Origin of the sequence: Bartonella sp. AP7XZML (genome assembly GCF_042195745.1) — a bacterium.
Classification (GTDB): Bacteria; Pseudomonadota; Alphaproteobacteria; order Rhizobiales; family Rhizobiaceae; genus Bartonella.
Genome location: NZ_JBHIOT010000001.1, coordinates 1 through 19,206 on the forward strand (window position 1 = coordinate 1; position 19,206 = coordinate 19,206).

The window sequence follows — 19,206 nt, forward strand, 5'->3', positions numbered from 1 at the left end:
AAGGATCTAAAGGATCAGAGGACTGAGAAGGCTTTGGTTCAACAGGGGCAGAAGGAGGAGAAACAGTATCCAGAGATGAAGGAGATACCGGAACAGAGGGCGGTAATAGAAGCTCCATGAAATGATTATTAGATAGAATTTTCTAGGCAAGAAACTAAAGTGTGGAAGGCTTGCTCGTAGGAAACTTTGCTCTTTAGAGGGGGAAATCAAAAAATTTTTTATTTAGGAAAATAGTATTGAATTCCCTTCTTCTGATCGTAAGAATAAATCGTTGTTTCAATGATGATATCAGCTATTTTTTGCCGAATTTTTAAGAAAAATGCTTTTGTGGAAGTATGTAGCCTATATAGATGTTTATAGGGAGATGGGGGGCGGTCTTGAGGGTGATGTTTTTATTCTTGTATGGGGGTAGCAATGTTAAAAGGTCAAAAAACATGTTTAAGGTATTTTTTTGTCTAAAGGGGGAGGAAAGGAAGAGGGACGATTTAATGATTACGAAGATTTTAGGAGATTTTTGGGGGGGAGATTAGGGAGATAGGATTTCTGAGAGCTCTGGAGATGCAAGGGGATAAGATTTATGGAGGATTGTGTGGGCATTTTTATCGGCGATGATTGCGTTTGTTGGTGTAATTTAATCAGTGATATTGATTATACCACATTCACCATTTTCGCTACCGAAGGAGAGGTTTTGCCCTGCTTGATCCCAATTAAGTGCTGAGATAGCACTTTTCCCATAACCTTTTAGAAGGACTTCTTTTCCATCATGGAATTGTGCCGCTAAAATCATTCCATCATTGAAGCCTATTGCTACAATTTCTTTGTTTGGGTGGCATGAAACGGTGCTAACAAGTGCATTTGCTCGTGTGCCTAGTTCTAGAGGTGTTTTTCCTATGGGGCCATCTTTTGTATGAAAGGGCCAAACAATTGCGGCAGAGGCACCTGATGTTGCTAGCCATTTTCCTTTTGCGCTCCAAGACCAGCTTTTGACTTTGCTTGGATAGCCGCTCATGCGGAGGTGCTGATTATCAGTGAGACGCCAGCCGTGTAAGGCGTTTTCTTGCATGGTGGAAATGACATAGCGGTTGTCTGGTGAAAAGGTGACACCACAATGAGCTCCTTTCCATACCAATGTGGTGGGAGATATTTGCGTTGATAACCAATGAAGAGTGACTCCATTGTAATGGGCAACGGCAAGTCGCAAACCTTTTGGGGCAAAAGCAAGGCCTTCTACACTGCGTTCATGTGTGAGCTCTTGTCGTTCTTTTCCAATATGCGCAAATACGAGGTGTGAGGAGGAAAAAGCAAAAGCTTTTTGTGGACCAAAAGCAACGTTGTTTATCCATTTGCGTTCTTTTTGGCTTAACACTTCCGTGTGATCTGCTGCGGTTGTTTGACAGACTTTTCCATCTTCTCCACCGGTGATGATCGCGGTATTGTCATGGGAAAAATGGCTTGAAATTATTCCTTGGTGAACTTCAACGATTTGTGGGGTTGGATTAAAAAAAACAATGAAACCTTCTACGGAAACAAAGGCTGGTTTATTGCCTATAAAACCGCAGGAAAGGCAGTAACTTTTGAGATCATAATGGGTAATGTTTGGCATTATCACTCACTTATGCGCAATTTTCAAAACCAGTTTTTAATTTTTCAGCATCAAGAGAGCGTCCTATAAAAACAAGGCGACTTTCTCGTTTTTCATCTTCACGCCATGGGCGTTGATGTTGTCCTTCAAGAAGCATATGTATCCCTTGAATGACGTAACGATCATCGTCTCCTTGAAAGGCGATAATGCCTTTAAGACGCAAGATATCAGGCCCTTGTTGCTGTGTAACCTGCTGGATCCAAGGGAAAAACTTTTCTGGTTGCAGAGCATCTGTTTTTAAACTTACAGAAGTGATGGTAATATCATGAATGGTGGATGCGTGATAATGGTCATGATGACAATCGGGACCGCACACATGGTTGGCATGTTGGTGTGTATGTTCGTGATCGAGAAAATGAGGTTCATGATCGAGAGTCTGTTGGAGATCAAAAAAACCACGATTAAGGAGTGTCTCAAGAGGGATATTGGTGCGCTGTGTTGTATAGAGTATAGCGCGAGGATTAATGGCCAGAATAAGGGATTCAGCATGGCTGCGTTCTTGTTGGGTGACAAGATCAATCTTATTTAAAAGAATAATATCCGCGAAAGCAATTTGGTCTTCAGCTTCACGACTTGTTTTTAATTGAGAGGGAAAATGCTTTGCATCAACGACTGCTATGACACTGTCGAGAGCTGTTTTTTCATGGATAGTATCATCCATGAAAAAGGTCTGTGCTACGGGAACGGGATCAGCAAGTCCTGTCGTTTCTATAATGATCGCATCAAATCGATGAGAACGTTGCATCAGACTTTCTAGAATGCGAATGAGATCACCACGTACGGTGCAGCAAACACAGCCATTATTCATTTCATAAATTTCTTCGTCTGATTCAATGATCAGGTCATTATCAATACCAATTTCACCAAATTCATTGACAATGACGGCATAACGTTTGCCATGATTTTCACTGAGAATGCGGTTGAGAAGGGTGGTTTTTCCAGCACCAAGATAGCCTGTGAGAACCGTAACGGGAAGTTTTTTGGGGTGTATCGTTTCCATGGAGAGACCTTTTATTGTTCTTTATTGCCATGTGTTTATGTTAAATCGATTGATATCATCAAGTAAATCACGAAGCTGAGACAGAACATGAGAAAAGATTGCTTCACCGGCTTGTGGTGTTGCTTTGCTTGCATTTCCTGCCGCACCTTGCGTATTTAGATCTTTCATTGTCCAACCAAAGGCATGAGGACCATAAGCACGTAAATACCGATAATTGGCAATCATATCCGCTTGTTTATTATGAAAATTTTCTGCCTTTTCCATATGGACTTTTTCTGGTGCTAAATAGAGCATGAGAGAGGTTTCGATAAAGCCTCCATGGATATCAAGATGTTGTTGAGATGGCTCCATGAGACCTTGTGGTAAACCAAAACGGCTCCAGCTTGTTGCTACAGCGAGCATGGAAAGGCGCTTTCGTAATTCGGTGATAACAATGCTCATTAAAGGTGAATTTCCTCCGTGAGCATTGAGAAGAAGAAGACGGTTGATCCCTTTGTGATAACAGTTTTCACCAATCTTTATCCATCGCTTAATCGCATCAGAAAAGGTAAGGGTTTGTGTACCTGTAACATCCATATGTTCTATAGAATAGCCAATCTTTTCAACCGGTAAAAGTGCGATATGAAACTGCTCTTTTGTTTGTAAAGTGAGGGCTTTTGCAAAAGCTTCAGCTATAATCCAGTCGGTTTCGAAAGGAAGGTGCTCTCCGTGATATTCGTGTGCGCCCAAAGGTAAAAGAGCGAGAAAAGGCCTGTTAGATACCATAAATTATTGCCTAAAAGAGAAGTTAACATAGACAAAGTGATCGAAGGTGCTGTCACTATTTAATCTATCTATAAGAGAAACGCAAATAGGCGTCTTTTTACATCACATATGGATGCATAAAAATGAGAGCTTTGTTAAAAATAGAGAAGCTTTTATTGAGCAAAGCCAACGCAACTTTTCTGTAATATGAGGCAATATTTCTCAAGATAATTATCTTTTGTAAGTATTTCTGATTCATATTCTCATTTTTAATAAGTAAATATTCATACATATTAAATATTTATACATCAAATAATGAAAAATATTTTCATTATTTATTGAAAATGTGATTTTTTAGTAATTTTATATATTCCTTTTCTTTAAAGCATTTGATTAATTCTTTATTGTTATTATTTATTTTGCACAAATTGCAGACAGTTATGTGAATATTGCCAAAAATTTGTTTCAAAGAGAATTATTTTTTACTAATACAGAGTAAATATAATTACTCAAAATATAAATAAGGCTGCGCTCTACAATATTGACGAAAAATATGGAATAACTTTTATGAAAATTAAGAAAGAAAGTTTTTTCAGTATTTTGGGGATCATCTCATTTTTCATGACTCTCTTTTTATCTGGTTTTAGGTAGTTTGTTGGTGTTCTAGTATTGCTTATAATTTTTTTGTAAATCTGATAGATTTACTTATTTTATGCGTTTGTTTTATTAGGTTTGAAAGTCAATATTTTGTGTTCTTTATGCTGTATGGGATAAAGGGGGCTGAATTACCTTTTTTAAGATGCTATGCAGTATTTTTTCTTTTTATATATCAGTAAAAGTTGAGAATCATTTTATTAACGTCTCTTCCATTTGAAGATAGAGATCTTTAATTGTTTTTTTACACTTTATACCTGTTTTATAGAAAAATAGTACACTATTTAAACTTGTTTTATTAGGATAGATTTGTTTTAGATCAAGTTTTTATTTGATACCAATTTTATTTTTCAGTATTACTGATGAGTGATATAATAAAAATCCATTAAGTGCTATTTCATTTTTATATTTATTGAAATAATAGACAATCATATATCATTATATTGGCAGTTTTAAATTTTATAGTTCTTTAAAATTAATTACATTTTAAATTATTTATAAAAGCTCTATTATATAATTTTTTAAATGAATTTGTTTCGTAATATTTCTTATAATAAGAAATTTAATAAATTATTATTATTTTTAATTATAGCAATAAAAATGACAAAATATTACTGTTGGTATCTTGAGTTATTATGGCGTAAAAGGAATAAATTATTTTTATCATTTATTGTTTTTTATCTTTACATGTAATACATAATGTGTTATATTATAATAACAAAATTACATATAATATTTTATTATGTGCAATATATAAATGCTTAAATATAAATTTTGGTTTTTATATATGTGAATATTCTTTCATTTTTTCAGTGAAGAAAAAGAGGAGCAAAGAAAGCTATGTTTAAAATATTTAAAAATCGTGTATGTTCATTTACTTTTACACTATTTATTATTTTTTTTGTACAAACTATAGAGGGAAATGCAAGTTTTGTAAAAAATAAAGTTCAAGAGAAAATGGCAATTACTATTCCTACACTAGAAAAAAATGTAGCTATTAAAGCTGTGGATAGAGTTGTTATTCAAGGCGTTGAGGAACAAGATGTTATTGCTTTAGGGAAACCTGAAAAAGCTGCTGCCTTTTCAGGTTCAGCCTTTTGGGGGGGATAGGTATTTTATCACTTCTTGCTTCTTTATGTATTGGGGATGTATTAGGTGCTGTTGTATCTCTTTTTGCAATATTCAGTACACTTTAGTAGAAAACTCATCGACAGAGTCGAGGATTTTTTTGTTCACTTCATTATTTTTAAAAAATAAATATTTTATTATTTATACTATACTAGATAATAAAATTACTACTCTTAATACTAAATGTAGCTTTTATTAACATTATTAAAGTTCAAGATCCTACATTTATGTTTTTTTTTACAAATTAGCGTAACCTGATTTTTTTTTACAGTTTATGATTATTTTCTAGTAATAAGGCTAGTATACTTACTATCTTTATCAGTCTTTTAATATTGTCTACCTTTTCTCATATGAAGATTATTCATCAAAGGTATATTTTATCCTTTTTAAATTTTTTTATCTTTCATAAGGGGATAAAATAAAAAATATCCCTATATCCATGGCTCTTATGCAATAAGAAAAATGAGAAATTATTATTTATCATTTTAAATTTGTTTATGTTAAATCCATCAAAAGTATTTTTTACGTATAACAAGTTGCGTTCGTGTATGGATAAAATTATTAAAAAAAAAAAGAGTAAAAATTCTTCTCATGAATTATCTCTAAGGTTCAAGGACTGTTGTAGTATTGGCAAATAAATGATGGTGCTGGTTTGTATCTTCATAGAGTAAAGATAGTGATACACAATGAATCTTATGCCATCTCATGGAGTGGTTTATACTGTCGCATTTACGGGACATATTGTGAGAGGGAAGTGGTGATGTGCATCGTTGGAAAATGCTTTTATTAAAATATAAACCTGTGTTTGCGATAGAGGTGTATTTTGGGTTGTTCTGTTGTGTAAGGGAAAGATGCTGTTAAGTAAGGTAATTCAGGAGTACTTATAGCTTAGCGGAAGAAGGGCAATGAAGTAAAAGGTCTTGTTTAGCACGAAGACGTGCAATCCATTGATCTTCACGAATAGCAGTATTATGTACTGTAATGAGTTCGTTTTTTTTAATTGCAGCTGTTACTGTTGCTTTTTCTAAAAGACCACAAGGAATGGCTTGGTGAGCGCGTGCTTCTGAAATGTTCATTATCCAAGCACGATAAGTATAAAGACCGATAAAGTCTAGCTGATCACCTGGATGTAAATCTTTTTTAGCAACAGCACAGACTTCTACTACGGGATGGCTAAGAGGGACCATATCTTTTTTGCCATAAAGCATAATACGTGCACAGGTGAGGGGAACTTCCATTGCTGTTAAATGATAGGGGCGATGAAAGGTGAAGTAAGGCCCCTGACCAATTTTTAAATCTTCCATACGCTCGCGTAAACGGGGGTGTGCTATTTCGGCAATTACAAAAACACCTGGTGAAACACCTTGACCTATTGAATAATCTACAACACCATATTGCTGTAAAATGCCCCCATCTTGCTTTGGAATAAGCACTTTGTTTAAATCTTGTAGCGCTGCTCGTGGTCCATGCATTCCTGGGCAATCGGGGAGAAGTCCGGTGGCATTGGCAATGGCTGCCATTTCAACCATCGTTTTGGAACCATCAATAAATTCAACCAACATGCGCACATTCATATTACGCCGGAATGCTTCTTCTTCGTAAGCGTCAGGTGTAGCATCAAAGCGCAGAGGATTATTTTTTCCTTTACCCGCTGCAACAATCTTATGTCCAAGGGCTGAAACAAATTCTATGAGTTCCATACAAGAAGTAGGTTCATCGCCGGCACCAAGTGTATAAATGAGCCCTCGTTTTTCTGCTTCATGTTTGAGATAAGCGCCAATTGTAACATCTGCTTCAACATTCATCATGACAAGATGTTTGTTATTCTCAAGCGCTTTGATACCAATCTCTGCTCCTGCTTCGGGATAGCCTGTTGCATCAACGATAATATCAATTTGTTCATGGCGCAAAACAAGGTTAATATCATCTGTTGCTGCAATCAAACCCTTTTCAATGCTTTGGGTGAGAGCATAAGTATTTTCAACTTCACAGACATGTCCATCTTCGCCATAGGCTAGTGTAGCGGCATCAAAAATACGTGACGGTGTCCTCGTGGCTACAGCAACGACTGTTATACCATCCATATGCGCAATACTTGATAATAAATCTGTGCCCATTTCACCACAACCAATCAGTCCAATACGGATGGGGGGATGGTTTTCTGCACGTTGTTTCAAATCATGCGCTAAACCTGTTAGGTTCACATTGCTTGCCATTCTTTTTTCCTATTTGAAAACTATTCTGCTAAAGAGCTTTTCTCATTCATAAGGTGCATTTGTTTTTAAGACAATTAATCTTTTATTCTTGATGCTCTAATCAATGGACTTTATAAAAGCAAGAGGGGTGGTTTCTTTTATCAAATAAAATAGGAATAGCGTTATGCAGCAAAAAATAGTCGTACAAGATGTCACCAGTTTTATTGGGAAAGAAATGGGATTATCGGAGTGGCGTCTTGTTACACAGAATATGATTAATCAGTTTGCATGTGCTACAGATGATCATCAATGGATACACGTTGATGAGGAAAAGGCTAAAAAAACACCTTTTGGCGGCACGATTGCTCATGGTTTTTTAACATTATCGCTTTTGTCTACGCTCGCTTATGAAGCTCTTCCAGAGTTGGAAGGGAGCACAATGGGGATTAATTATGGTTTCGATAAAGTACGCTTCATGAGTCCTGTGAAAACAGGGGTACGGATACGTGCGCGTTTTGTGTTAGACGACGCAGAAATTCGCCCTTCTGGTCGAGTGGTTTTCCATTATGGGGTTACGGTGGAAATTGAAAAGTTAAAAAAACCAGCTCTTACAGCTCAATGGCTTATTGTTGCTGTTGTGGAAGAAAAACCTTCCAATATCTAGATTATTTGAGTGCTTTATTTTATAAAATTTTTATACAATTCTATTAGAAGTTTCTTCAATGATGATATTGAGAATAATCTATAGAATGATAGATATGGTGGAGCTATCATAGCGTTGATAGCCAGAGCAGTTTGCTATCTTTCCTAGATCGTTTTGAAGAGGAGTTTCCTAATGAAGATAGTGCATTGCTTCACGCTTTTGTTTATAGCGTTCTTTAATGGGATCATACCCATCACGTAAAACAGAACGCTTCAAATGGAATGTACTTGCGTTGCCAATTCACGGGCTTATTTTAAAGCAACATTTCTCAACGCTCGTCACACCTATTTCGCAATGGTGCCTGTGAATAGTATAACGATAAAGCCATTGAGCGCCCCTATCTTTATGCTTGTGAAGAAGAAAGCCGACACCATCATATTATATGCTAGCCGCCAATGTTAAGACAGGTCTTGGCGCTGGAGATAATTCATAAGAGGCATGCCTTTCTTTCTTGTATAGTTTTACTCACACGGCTCTTCCCGCTTGTAACGTGCAAGCGAGAGGTTTTGGTTGATTCTATATGGAACAAATTGGGAATGAGAGGATCTTACGGTATTCAGAGTTCTCATTCAATATGAATAACGCCATATTATCATTATAAATTCAATGTGTTATCTAAGGCTGGGAAAGGTCGTGACCAATGTCTTAATTTAAAGAGAGTCTCACATACTGTGAGATCTCTTATTTTATCCCCTTTTATATTCTTTTATATTAAAGCCATTAAAACTATTTTCTTTCATGTTACAAACGGATGGGGAGAGATAAAAACTGTTTAAGAAAAAAGTTTCTAATCTCTTATGAGTGTTTTCGATAGGCAAGGGTTGGTGCACTTGGAAAGTGGCAAAGGGGATGATGGTATTGGCATGTGAAATTCTAAGTCTTTTAATGTTTTGTTTTATCAAGTTTTTGTACGATTTTATCAGAAGTCCATTGGGTTGTAATATTAAGCACGATCAAAAGGATGATGACGATGGTCATGATGAAGGTATTGTAGCGTTGGTAGCCATAGCGGATTGCCATATCCCCTAAACCGCCTCCACCAAGATATCCAGCAAGTGAGGTGGCTCCTATAAGAGAAATGACCATGACTGTAAAACCTGTAATCAGGCTAGGGAGAGCTTCAGGAATAAGAACATGTCTGATAATTTGAAGACGACTTGCACCCATCGAGCGGATCGCTTCAATGAGACCGTTTTCAACGGTTTTAAAAGAGAGTTCCGCCATGCGTGCATAAAAAGGGATAGCTGAAATGGTCAGTATAAAAATTACAGCAGGCATTCCTATCCCTCTTCCTACAACGATACGCGTAACGGGAAGAAGATAAAATGCAAGAATGATAAAGGGAATGGCACGAATACTGTCAATGATCATGCTTAAAGGGCGATTGATGAGAGATGAGGAAAAAATCCCTCCGCGTGCTGTTGTGTGAAGAAGAAGACCAAGGGGAAGCCCTATAATAAATGCCATAATAGAAGCACTAAGTGTCATCAATATTGTATCAATAACAGCTTGGGGAAGTTCATGAGACAGAACATTAAACATAGCCTAAGACCTCACAATATCGTCCTTTTTTCGTTAACCATTGAACAGCTTTTTCTAAAGCTTCTTTATCTTCTCCAGGAAGAGCCAAGAAGAGTCGCCCGATGGTTTCATCTTGAACTGTATCAATGCCACCATGCAAAATACGTGCTTTTAAACCACTCTCATTTTCTAGAAGATGAAGAAAAGGCTGCTGGGCAATTTCACCGGCAATATTAATTTCAATGACAGCTTCTCGTCCGATTGGTTTGAGATTTTTCGCAAATTTTTCAGGAAGTTGCGGGGTTACAAGCTTGAGCATGGCTATGGTTGTATCGTCTTGCGGTGATGTAAAGATGTCTTTCACACGTCCTTCTTCTACAATGTTTCCCTGATTAAGAACAACAACGCGATGCGCTATGGTGCGCACAACTTCCATTTCATGGGTGATGAGCACAATCGTGAGATTGAGGTGTTTATTAATATCAGCAAGGAGCTCTAGAATAGATTGTGTTGTTTCAGGGTCAAGAGCAGAGGTGGCTTCATCTGATAACAATATTTTAGGATTAGCAGCAAGCGCACGAGCAATGCCAACGCGTTGTTTTTGTCCCCCGGACAATTGTGCCGGATAGCAATATTCTTTCCCAGATAACCCAACCAATTCAATCAGTTCAAGGGCACGTTTGTGGCGTTGTTTTTTACTTACACCACTTAATTTAAGTGGCAATGCAATGTTATCAAGAATATTCTGCGATGAGAGAAGATTGAAATGTTGAAAAATCATCCCAATTCGTTGACGGTAAGGCGCCCATTCTATCTCTGATAGATTAGAAATATCAACATCTTCAAAAAAAATGGATCCTGCATCAATCTTCTCTAACCCATTTAAACAGCGAATAAGTGTTGATTTTCCTGCTCCACTGCGCCCAATAATGCCAAGGATTTCACCAGCATGGATATTTAAAGAGAGATTATTAATCACCGGAACACCAGCCGTTTTGTTAAAACAACGGCTGATGTTTTTTAAGGAGATAAGAGTAGGTTTTTCCATTCACAATTACTCGGATATTTGGCACAGTTATTCAGATATTTGGCACAATTACCAAGATGTTTGGGCGGTATTGCCAAAAATCTCTTTGATTTTTGCACGGATAAGATCGTTGTTGTAAGCGGCAACTAATTTTTTAACCCATAGTTCATCTTTTTCGCTCGTGCGTACAACGATGATATTATCATAAGGATTATTTTTTGCGCTCTCCCATGCGACTACATCTTTTTCGAAGTTTAATCCGGAAACAATAGCCCAGTTTGTGTTTATAATTGCAAGGTCAAAATCGTCAATAGCTCGTCCTAACATACCGGCATCGAGCTCACGAATTTGCAGGTTTTTAGGATTTTCGATAATATCAAGTGGAGATGCAAGAATATTATGAGGATCTTTTAACTTAATGAGACCTAAAGAATTAAGAAGAAGTAAGGCTCTTCCACCATTAGATGGGTCGTTCGGAATACCAACATGTGCACCATCACGAAGATCTTTTAAGTCTTTTATTTTGTGTGAGTAAACACCGATTGGAGCAATAAATGTATAGCCGACAATTGAAAGTTTATAGCCACGTTGTTTCATTTGTTCATTAAGATAAGGGGCGTGCTGAAAAGCATTCGCATCGATCTCTCCTGCGTTAACAGCATCATTAGGCAAAGCGTAATCAGAAAAATAAACGAGTTCAATATCTAAACCGGCTTTTTTAGCCTGTTCAGCAGCTGTTTTCCAAATAATCGCATCCCGCCCTTCCATAATACCAAGTTTGATTTTTGTTTTGTCTGCGGCCATGGAAAAAGCAGTAGACAAAAAAAGTGCAAAGAGAGAGAGGAATAACCCTATAATCTGACCGCGAGAAAAATTTTTTAATGTCATGTGCTTTTAACTTTCTTTTTCGAGAAATTTTTTGAGGGAAGTTTCAATATACTCTGTATTTTTTTAGGCAGATTTAAAGTTATACAAGCTTTAGAGAATATTCAATCACTTTTATTTTTTAAAGAGTATTATTTTTCCTTCTATTTTAGTTGTTTGGGGGGCTGATCATCATTTGTTCATAGAAATTCTCTGAAATTCAAATAATTAATTCTTTTATTGCAATCATTTGTTGAGGGAACCAATGCCCCTTTAAAAACTTCTGTAAGGGACAATTGGTTGAAGAACCGGACAATCAGATGATGCTTTAGCCGTAAATTCATGAAGAACATACTGCGCAATCAAGATCAAAAGGCCGTGTTCGTGTAGGCGATAAAGAGAAATTTTGTTGCAATGTTGTGGGGTTTTGGGGGGGAATAAAGGTTGCTGATCATTGGATTTAAACGCGGCAAATTTTTGCAAAGGCGAATTTTTGTCCTTCATATGTTTTAGAGAGGAAGAAAAATAATGTTAAGAAAGAAATTTTTATCAACAATGATGACTTTATGGGCTTTAGGAGCGTCAGGGGTGGCTGTGACTGCTTTTCACGCACAAGCTGGAACCATTACAGGAACAGTTGCTCGTGTTGCATCAGGTCAGGTATCTTTACGCACAGGCCCTGCGACAGCTTATAAAGTTATCGCAATGGTTCCAATGGGAGCAAAAGTGCAAATTTATGGCTGCCTATCCAATAAAACTTGGTGTTCTCTTGGTTATCATGGAAAAGTTGGTTGGGCATCTGCACGTTACGTCAATGTTAACGATGTTCCTACCATTGCTTTTAAAAAGATGCCAGCAAAATCAAAATCCATGGTAAAATCGCCAAAAGAAAAAGTAAAACAGGCTGTTTCCGACTTTAAAGCTCTTCCGGCGATTCAAAAAACACGGGAAAATATGCAAAAACTATACAGAACAGATATGATTATCGATTCTACAGGTGTTAAAAAAAGGGATGAACGAACAATTTTAAATCCGTCGCAAAAAGCACAAGGCGTTTCTGTAAAGCACGTGAGTGCTTATAATCCCTCCTTTCCTGATAATGTCAATTACAAAAATTTTGAACGTAATGAAACGCGTTACCGTGTCGTGACCTATCCTGCTCGATAAGGGTAAAGTTAATTTCACAACCGGAATGACAAAAAGGATCAGCAGCATGAAGCAAACAATGCTTATGCTGCTGATCCTATTGTACCGTAAAATGTCATTAAGGCGGCAATGCTTAACTTAAGGTGGCGAGGCATTCAAGGATATTCCGAGTCAAATTTGACAATACCTTGGATTACAGTTCTTTAGGATGGTGATATGAACCTTCAGCTGGGGAAGGTTATACTGAAGAGAAGCCGGACTTTTGACAGACCGGCTAGGGGTTCTTTGTCCTTTCGGACAGGGCGTTAATTTGCGGACTTAGGCTTTATCAAATTACGAGAAATGAGCAATTCAGCAATTTGAACGGCATTCAATGCTGCCCCTTTTCTTAAATTATCGGCGACAACCCAGAAAGCTAAACCATTTTCAACGGTGATATCTTCACGAACACGGCTAATAAAGGTATCATCTTCTCCGGTACCTTCATAAGGTGTGGTATAACCACCATCTTCGTGTTTATCGATAAGCTGACAGCCTGGTGCATCGCGGAGGAGCGCTTGTGCTTCAGATGCGCTTAGTGGTTTTTCAAATTCAACATGGACGGCTTCGGCATGACCGATAAAGACAGGGACCCGAACAGCAGTGGCTGTTAATTTAATTTTCGGATCGAGAATTTTCTTCGTCTCAACCGTCATTTTCCATTCTTCTTTTGTATAACCATCTTCCATGAAAACATCGATATGAGGAATGACATTAAAGGCAATGCGTTTAGTGAATTTTTTTGATGTAATTGGGTCTGCAACAAAAACTGCACGTGATTGTTCGAAAAGTTCGTCCATTCCTTCTTTACCAGCTCCAGAAACAGACTGATATGTAGAGACAACAACACGTTTAATGATTGCAGCATCATGGAGAGGTTTTAAAGCTAAGACCAGTTGAATTGTTGAACAATTAGGATTTGCTATAATATTACGCTTAGAAAAGGCATTTATAGCTTCGCCATTGACTTCAGGGACTATCAACGGAACATTGGCATCATAGCGCCACGTGGAGGAATTATCGATGACGACACAGCCGGCAGCAGCAATTTTAGGGGCGTATTCTTTGGAAATGCTCCCTCCCGCAGACATAAGACAAAAATCTGTGTCAGAAAAATCGTAAGTATCCAGTGCTTTTACTTTTAAAGTTTTATCTCCATAAGAAACTTCTTGTCCTAATGAGCGTCGTGATGCTAGAGGGACAATTTCATGTGCAGGAAAACCACGTTCTTCTAAAATTGTAAGCATTTCACGACCAACATTTCCGGTTGCGCCGACAATTGCAACTTTATAACTCATTTTCTATATACTCCTCATGTCTCTCCACGTTTATTCCCCGTGCTATACTCAGGAGAGAGTGAGTTGGTCAAGGAACATCATTAAATTATATTTTTGATTTTCAACAACTCAATTTTGTGCACACCAATCATCATCATTAGCACAATAAATTGTTTTATTTCAAATAATACGTCTCTTTTAATCTTTCAGAATTGAAAAAATTGAATATTTTACGCTAAGCTATTATCTCTTTAGAAAACACTTTAATTAAGTGAATTCCTTATCTTCTGTCAATGTGTACCTTCACACTTTTGAATTTTTTAAAGATGGTATTACGTATCGCGTTGGTGGAATCTTTTTATACTTTATCTGTTAATTGTTGAATTATTTGATTTTCTCCCTATGCCTTTAAAAGCGAAGCTTCCTATTACAGTCTGTAAACAGCTAGATTCTAGCGGCTTCTCATTTTTCACTTAAACTAAAGGCTCAACAAGCAGGCCTAAAAATATTTAAAAAGATATTGGGCATCTAAAAAACATTTGAATGTTTCAAGGAGGTATGCGTGCTTCATATCCTCATACCTTAAATGATAGAATTTATGGCACAACAGGATAAACTTAAGTATCCATATATAGATAAATTCTTATGAAAGTTATACATATAGTTTTTCGTGTCTATTTTTAATTTATATTTCTTATTTTTACTTTAATCCTGTTATGCTATAAAATATCATTATTTGGAGTATGATGGTATAAGATCTTTAAGCTTTCTCGATATATTTAAGTGTTTTTTAGTGTGTGGGAATATTCTTAGGCTTGTTTGGCAAGCCTTTTTTAAGTGACTTATATGAGTGGAAAGTCAGCCGTTGAACACCCCCATATTTACGTTTAATAAAAGAGCAAGTTAGCACCATCATCCATTTTTTCAGCACACAATGTCGTTACAGCTCTTGGTTTGTGAGACGATTCAATAAGAGGTATGCCTTTTTGTACATTTTTACTCACACGCCAACTTTGCTTGTAATGTGCCAACAGTGATTTTGATTGATTCAATATAGAACACGTTTGAAATGAAAGAATTTTACGATATTCGGAACACTTATTCAATATCAATAACGTTAGATTATCATTATAAATCAATGCACTATTTCTAAGTTAAACTCGTTAGAATTCGGATTATTTACAAATCAGATTAGATTAAGCATTTTCATTCTCATGAAGTGTGGGGAGACAGTCACAATTCTTGTCAATATTATTAAGGACTTTGATTATCTTTGCAATGAACTTATGAAAATAAGGGGTTATTTTTTTCATCAGAAATCAACTGCAAAATTGCTCTTTGTTTTTTGCGGGTCAGTATTCTGAAATTTTTTAAAAGTAAATATTCTGCTTTGCTTGCTATTCTGTCATCACAATGATAGAGGTTCTCTTCTTTTTTGCGCCATCAGCATAAAAGAAGGAAACGGGAACATCTAATATATGAGCAATTTCCTGTAAACGTCTTGCACTTACGCGATTTAAGCCTTTTTCATACTTTTGGATTTGTTGGAATGTTACGCCTAAATGACTTCCTAATTGTTTTTGAGAAAACCCCATGACGTTTCTTCTGAAGCGAATTTTTTTGCCTAAAGAAATATCGTAAAAATGTAGATTGTTGGCTTTCACTTGATGTCCCCACCGGTTGCGAGCGCCCTCGCATTAGTATTCCGAGGTCTGGCAGTGCTGACTCAAAACAGCCCCTTGCTTTTAGTGCTGAAAGCACTTGGACACAACAAGAGCCCCCGGAAATTCCGGGATATCCGCAAAAGCGGGCTAATCTTTATGCTCGGTTTCGGGCTTCCAGGCCCTATTGATCGTCGCGTATACGACCAAAAACACAAGCCTTCTTCATAAGGCAATTACTTTCAATCGTCAATTGAAATTACAACAGTGTTTCTTGTTTGTTTTTTCAAGTTTTCATGTAATTAATGCGTATATTATACATAAAAAATATTGCTTGAGATACTTTAGATACTTGTAAAAATTGTAAAGCGAAATTAAAGGGTGATGGTAAGGTAATGGGGTGATTTTCTCCTTTACGATTTTATGTTTTTTCCCAAAAATTAGGTTGCTTCTCCGTTTCAAAGATTACGCAAACAGATAAATATTCTTGTCCCGATATGGTATACATAAGATGATATAACTTGTCGTTTTTATTCATCTTAAATCGAGGTATCTCAAATATGTTGTTCGTAAATAGTATAAATTAAAGTCCATGAAATATAACAATCTTTATGTTTAATATAATAAATTTCATTTACCTGAGTTGGTTAAAAATGTTATTATAATTCTTGCTTTTAAGAAGTTCATAAGAGCCATTTTTATTCAGATGCTTGTGTGGTGCAAGCGAATGGTTTTGATTGCTTTAGTATGAACAGGCTGGAATGAGAGAATCTGATGATATTTTTGGCTTTTGTTACAAGGTGTAAAGCGATATAAATATCTTCATTGTAAAACTCTTTTTTCAGAAATCGTAAATATTGAGATATCATATTGATAGAGACTTGATAACAGTGGGCTTGTAGAGGGAAATTGCATGAGGATTTTTTATTTTTTATGCGTTATTTCTTCATTGTTTTGCAAAGGGCGCGCTTCTGAGGCAAGCATAATGGGAACGCCATCACGAATAGGGTAGGCAAGTTTGGCTTTGAGAGAAATGAGCTCTTGTGTTTTTCGGTTGAAAGAGAGAGTACCTTTCGTCATTGGGCAGACGAGCAATTCGAGCATTTTTGGATCTGTGGTCATTTTTTTCATGTTTGGACATTCATTAGTTTAAGCGGTAATCTGTTCCTGTTTGTTTCATGAGCGAGCGTTCTGTTAATGCAAGAAGAGTTTGGGCACGGCTTTCGATATCTGGAGCTTCAAGGAGAGCTTGTTTTTCTGCTGGTGTAAAGGGGATAAGAGCTGAAAAAGCATTAACCAATATAGGTGTAGGGGCTTCTATGATGCTGCTCCAATTATATTCCATTTCATGTATGGTTAGATATTTTTCTACAACGTCGAGTAAGTTCTCTCGGTTAATGCTTTCTTCAATATCAAATTCTTGCAAGTCTTTTATGTTTGATTGGATGAGAGCTGTTCGATAGGATTTTGTGTTTTTTAATTCTTGTTCTAAAGTGAAGCGGCAAACACCTTGTAAGATAATGAACAGTTGTCCGTTTCCTGTTTCACTGTAGTTTGTAATACGCCCTATACAGCCTGTTTTATAAAGTTGTGTAGAGAAGCGATCTGTATCCGATGAAAGTGGTTGAATAATGCCCAATAGACGATCAGTTACCATAACATTTTCAATCATTTCAAGTGATTCTGGTTCAAAAATATTGAGTGATAAAAAACCACCGGGTAGTAAGAGAGCACCTTCTAAAGGAAAAAGAGCAATTTGCTTTGGAAGATCATTTTCGCAATTGTAAGAGATATTACCAGCTTTCATGAGTATTTTGTCACCTTTGTTCGGTAGTTTTAGTCTGTAAATAGTCGCTATTTATAACACTATTGAGAAAGCAGAAAACCTACTTCTTGTGCATTAAAATCATACTTATAAAATATTTGAAGTCCTTATTCTCAAAAAGAATATGAAACCCTATTTTTAAGGTTGAACTGCGCGCGAAAGAACATTGCTTTGCGATCTTTTTAGTGTGTGACGTTTTGCATGATTTTCAAGAGGTATTTTTGTTTATAGCTTTTGATTTTTGTCTTAAATTTCCTAAAATGTGTTGCTTGCAATTTTTGTAAGGTTCAAAAGGATAATATTATAAATCTTTTGAAGCAGCTTATGCAAGTTTTAAAATGAGAACATTTTCATCACTTTACTAATGACAGTGTGATGAAGATAGGCTATAGGTTTAAATATGCTGGAAAGAGCGTTATCGTTTCTTTCATTCTTTTGCGGGAGAGTGCAGATTGCAAATTTTCGCATTGCCGCCGAAGGGGAAATAGCCCATAATCTCTCAGGCTTTAAGGACCGTAAAAGGAAGAAGGCAGATCTGGAAAGTCGGGAGAACCCGCGCCGAAGGTGTAAGCGAAAAATCTTTTCGCGAGTCTCTCAGGTTGATGACAGAGGGGGCAGAGACGGCCATATTCTGTGGGCGTTAGCGCAGCTTTGGAGTTATTATGGGCACAGCACAAGAAACATCTTTTTTAAAAACACTTCCTTTATATGATTTGCATGAAAAAGCAGGAGCAAAATTTGGTGCTTTTGCGGGTTGGAACATGCCTTTAACTTATCCTCTTGGCGTTTTAAAAGAGCATCTTCATACGCGTGCACATGCAGGACTTTTTGATATTTCTCATATGAAATTGATTGCGGTTGAAGGGGCACAAGCTGTGGAATTTTTGTCCTATGCTTTTCCCATTGATGCAGCAGCTTTAAAGATTGGGCATTCACGGTATAATTATTTGCTTAATGAGCAGGCTGGTATTCTTGATGATCTTATCATTACCCGTTTGGAAGAGGGTCGTTTTATGTTGGTCGCCAATGCTGGGAATGCACAGGCTGATTTTGTAGAATTGGAAAAGCGTGCGGTTGATTTTGAATGTCAAGTGATTGCCCTTGAAAGGGTATTGCTTGCGCTTCAAGGTCCTGAAGCGGCAGCTGTTCTTGCTGATGCCGATTTACCAGGGAATGAATTGTTTTTTATGCAAGGATTCGAACCACAACAGGATTGGTTTATAACGCGTTCTGGTTATACGGGAGAGGATGGTTTTGAAATTGCTTTGCCTATAGGGCATGCGCATATGTTGGCTGAAAAATTGCTGAGTGATTCTCGTGTTGAGTGGATTGGACTTGCCGCACGCGATAGCTTGCGGTTGGAAGCGGGGCTGTGTTTGCATGGAAATGATATTACCCCTGATACGACACCTATTGATGCGGCTCTAACATGGGCTGTTCCTAAAAGTGTTCGAGAAAAAGCACAATTTTATGGTGCAAAGGCTTTTCTTGAAGCACTGCAAAAAGGACCGGCTCGTTGTCGTGTTGGATTAAAACCGCAAACGCGTCAACCTATTCGTGCCGGTGCGGTGCTTCTTGATGATCAAGGTAATGAGATTGGCATTGTAACATCAGGTGGTTTTGGTCCTTCTTTTGATGGTCCTGTCGCGATGGGTTACGTTCCTGTTGATTTTAAAGTTGAAGGGACACAAGTCTTTACAGAACTGCGAGGCAAAAAGATTGTATTATCAGTTCATTCTCTTCCCTTTGTTGAACAACGTTATTTTAAAGGATGATTTTT

At 37.0% G+C, this 19,206-nt stretch carries 14 protein-coding genes, 2 pseudogenes and 1 riboswitch; of the genes and pseudogenes, 4 read left to right on the forward strand and 12 right to left on the reverse strand.

All coding sequences use genetic code 11. The features are described from left to right. Positions 1-631 precede the first annotated feature (631 nt). From ACFILT_RS00005 to ACFILT_RS00015, 3 genes are read right to left on the reverse strand one after another with little or no spacing between them, the layout of a single operon-like run. Entirely contained in the window at positions 632-1,603 is a 972-nt protein-coding gene (locus ACFILT_RS00005) for a WD40 repeat domain-containing protein (RefSeq protein WP_375678924.1), read from the reverse strand. Positions 1,604-1,613: 10 nt separating this feature from the next. Further along, the gene (locus tag ACFILT_RS00010) at positions 1,614-2,642 is read right to left on the reverse strand and encodes a CobW family GTP-binding protein (protein ID WP_375678925.1); all 1,029 of its coding nucleotides are present in this window, start codon (positions 2,640-2,642) and stop codon (positions 1,614-1,616) included. A 21-nt stretch (positions 2,643-2,663) separates the two neighbouring features. Continuing rightward, a complete protein-coding gene (locus ACFILT_RS00015; RefSeq protein ID WP_375661860.1) occupies positions 2,664-3,407 on the reverse strand; it encodes a creatininase family protein in 744 nt (247 codons plus the stop codon). Positions 3,408-4,880: 1,473 nt separating this feature from the next. Between ACFILT_RS00015 and ACFILT_RS00020 the strand changes: the two genes are divergently transcribed. Next, positions 4,881-5,150, forward strand: coding sequence for a hypothetical protein (locus ACFILT_RS00020; RefSeq protein WP_375679400.1), 270 nt, complete (start codon positions 4,881-4,883; stop codon positions 5,148-5,150). 899 nt (positions 5,151-6,049) lie between these two features. Here the strand turns inward: ACFILT_RS00020 and ACFILT_RS00025 are convergent. Then, positions 6,050-7,384 (reverse strand): NAD(P)H-dependent oxidoreductase, encoded by a 1,335-nt coding sequence (locus ACFILT_RS00025; RefSeq protein WP_375678927.1) that lies wholly within the window; start codon positions 7,382-7,384, stop codon positions 6,050-6,052. 163 nt (positions 7,385-7,547) lie between these two features. On the opposite strand from ACFILT_RS00025, the gene ACFILT_RS00030 reads away from it, so the two are divergent. Beyond that, a complete protein-coding gene (locus ACFILT_RS00030; RefSeq protein ID WP_375678928.1) occupies positions 7,548-8,027 on the forward strand; it encodes a MaoC family dehydratase in 480 nt (159 codons plus the stop codon). A gap of 171 nt (positions 8,028-8,198) precedes the next feature. Here ACFILT_RS00030 and ACFILT_RS00035 read toward each other — a convergent pair. The 4 genes and pseudogenes from ACFILT_RS00035 to ACFILT_RS00050 all read right to left on the reverse strand — a co-directional run. Then, a pseudogene (locus ACFILT_RS00035) lies at positions 8,199-8,497 on the reverse strand (integrase); the annotation flags it as partial. Positions 8,498-8,948: 451 nt separating this feature from the next. Continuing rightward, positions 8,949-9,608, reverse strand: a complete 660-nt coding sequence (locus ACFILT_RS00040; protein WP_375678929.1) for a methionine ABC transporter permease — start codon at positions 9,606-9,608, stop codon at positions 8,949-8,951. After that, positions 9,601-10,635 (reverse strand): methionine ABC transporter ATP-binding protein, encoded by a 1,035-nt coding sequence (locus ACFILT_RS00045; protein WP_375613642.1) that lies wholly within the window; start codon positions 10,633-10,635, stop codon positions 9,601-9,603. Before ACFILT_RS00045 ends, ACFILT_RS00040 begins: the two co-directional genes overlap by 8 nt. 48 nt (positions 10,636-10,683) lie before the next feature. Beyond that, positions 10,684-11,502, reverse strand: a complete 819-nt coding sequence (locus ACFILT_RS00050) for a MetQ/NlpA family ABC transporter substrate-binding protein (RefSeq protein ID WP_375678930.1) — start codon at positions 11,500-11,502, stop codon at positions 10,684-10,686. 504 nt (positions 11,503-12,006) lie between these two features. Here ACFILT_RS00050 and ACFILT_RS00055 point away from each other — a divergent pair. Next, positions 12,007-12,645, forward strand: a complete 639-nt coding sequence (locus tag ACFILT_RS00055; protein WP_375678931.1) for an SH3 domain-containing protein — start codon at positions 12,007-12,009, stop codon at positions 12,643-12,645. Positions 12,646-12,929: 284 nt separating this feature from the next. Here the strand turns inward: ACFILT_RS00055 and ACFILT_RS00060 are convergent, their stop codons facing one another. From ACFILT_RS00060 to ACFILT_RS00075, 4 genes and pseudogenes are all read right to left on the reverse strand, one after another. Then, the gene (locus ACFILT_RS00060; protein WP_375613639.1) at positions 12,930-13,961 is read right to left on the reverse strand and encodes an aspartate-semialdehyde dehydrogenase; all 1,032 of its coding nucleotides are present in this window, start codon (positions 13,959-13,961) and stop codon (positions 12,930-12,932) included. 1,263 nt (positions 13,962-15,224) lie between these two features. Beyond that, a pseudogene (locus tag ACFILT_RS00065) lies at positions 15,225-15,638 on the reverse strand (helix-turn-helix domain-containing protein). Positions 15,639-16,525: 887 nt separating this feature from the next. After that, a complete protein-coding gene (locus tag ACFILT_RS00070) occupies positions 16,526-16,732 on the reverse strand; it encodes a Trm112 family protein (RefSeq protein WP_273791466.1) in 207 nt (68 codons plus the stop codon). 13 nt (positions 16,733-16,745) lie between these two features. After that, the gene (locus ACFILT_RS00075; protein WP_375610818.1) at positions 16,746-17,408 is read right to left on the reverse strand and encodes an LON peptidase substrate-binding domain-containing protein; all 663 of its coding nucleotides are present in this window, start codon (positions 17,406-17,408) and stop codon (positions 16,746-16,748) included. Positions 17,409-17,854: 446 nt separating this feature from the next. Beyond that, a riboswitch (glycine riboswitch) is annotated at positions 17,855-17,952 on the forward strand. Between the two features lie 136 nt (positions 17,953-18,088). On the opposite strand from ACFILT_RS00075, the gene gcvT reads away from it, so the two are divergent. Beyond that, positions 18,089-19,201, forward strand: a complete 1,113-nt coding sequence (gcvT, locus tag ACFILT_RS00080; RefSeq protein WP_375678932.1) for a glycine cleavage system aminomethyltransferase GcvT — start codon at positions 18,089-18,091, stop codon at positions 19,199-19,201. The last annotated feature ends 5 nt before the right edge of the window (positions 19,202-19,206 follow it).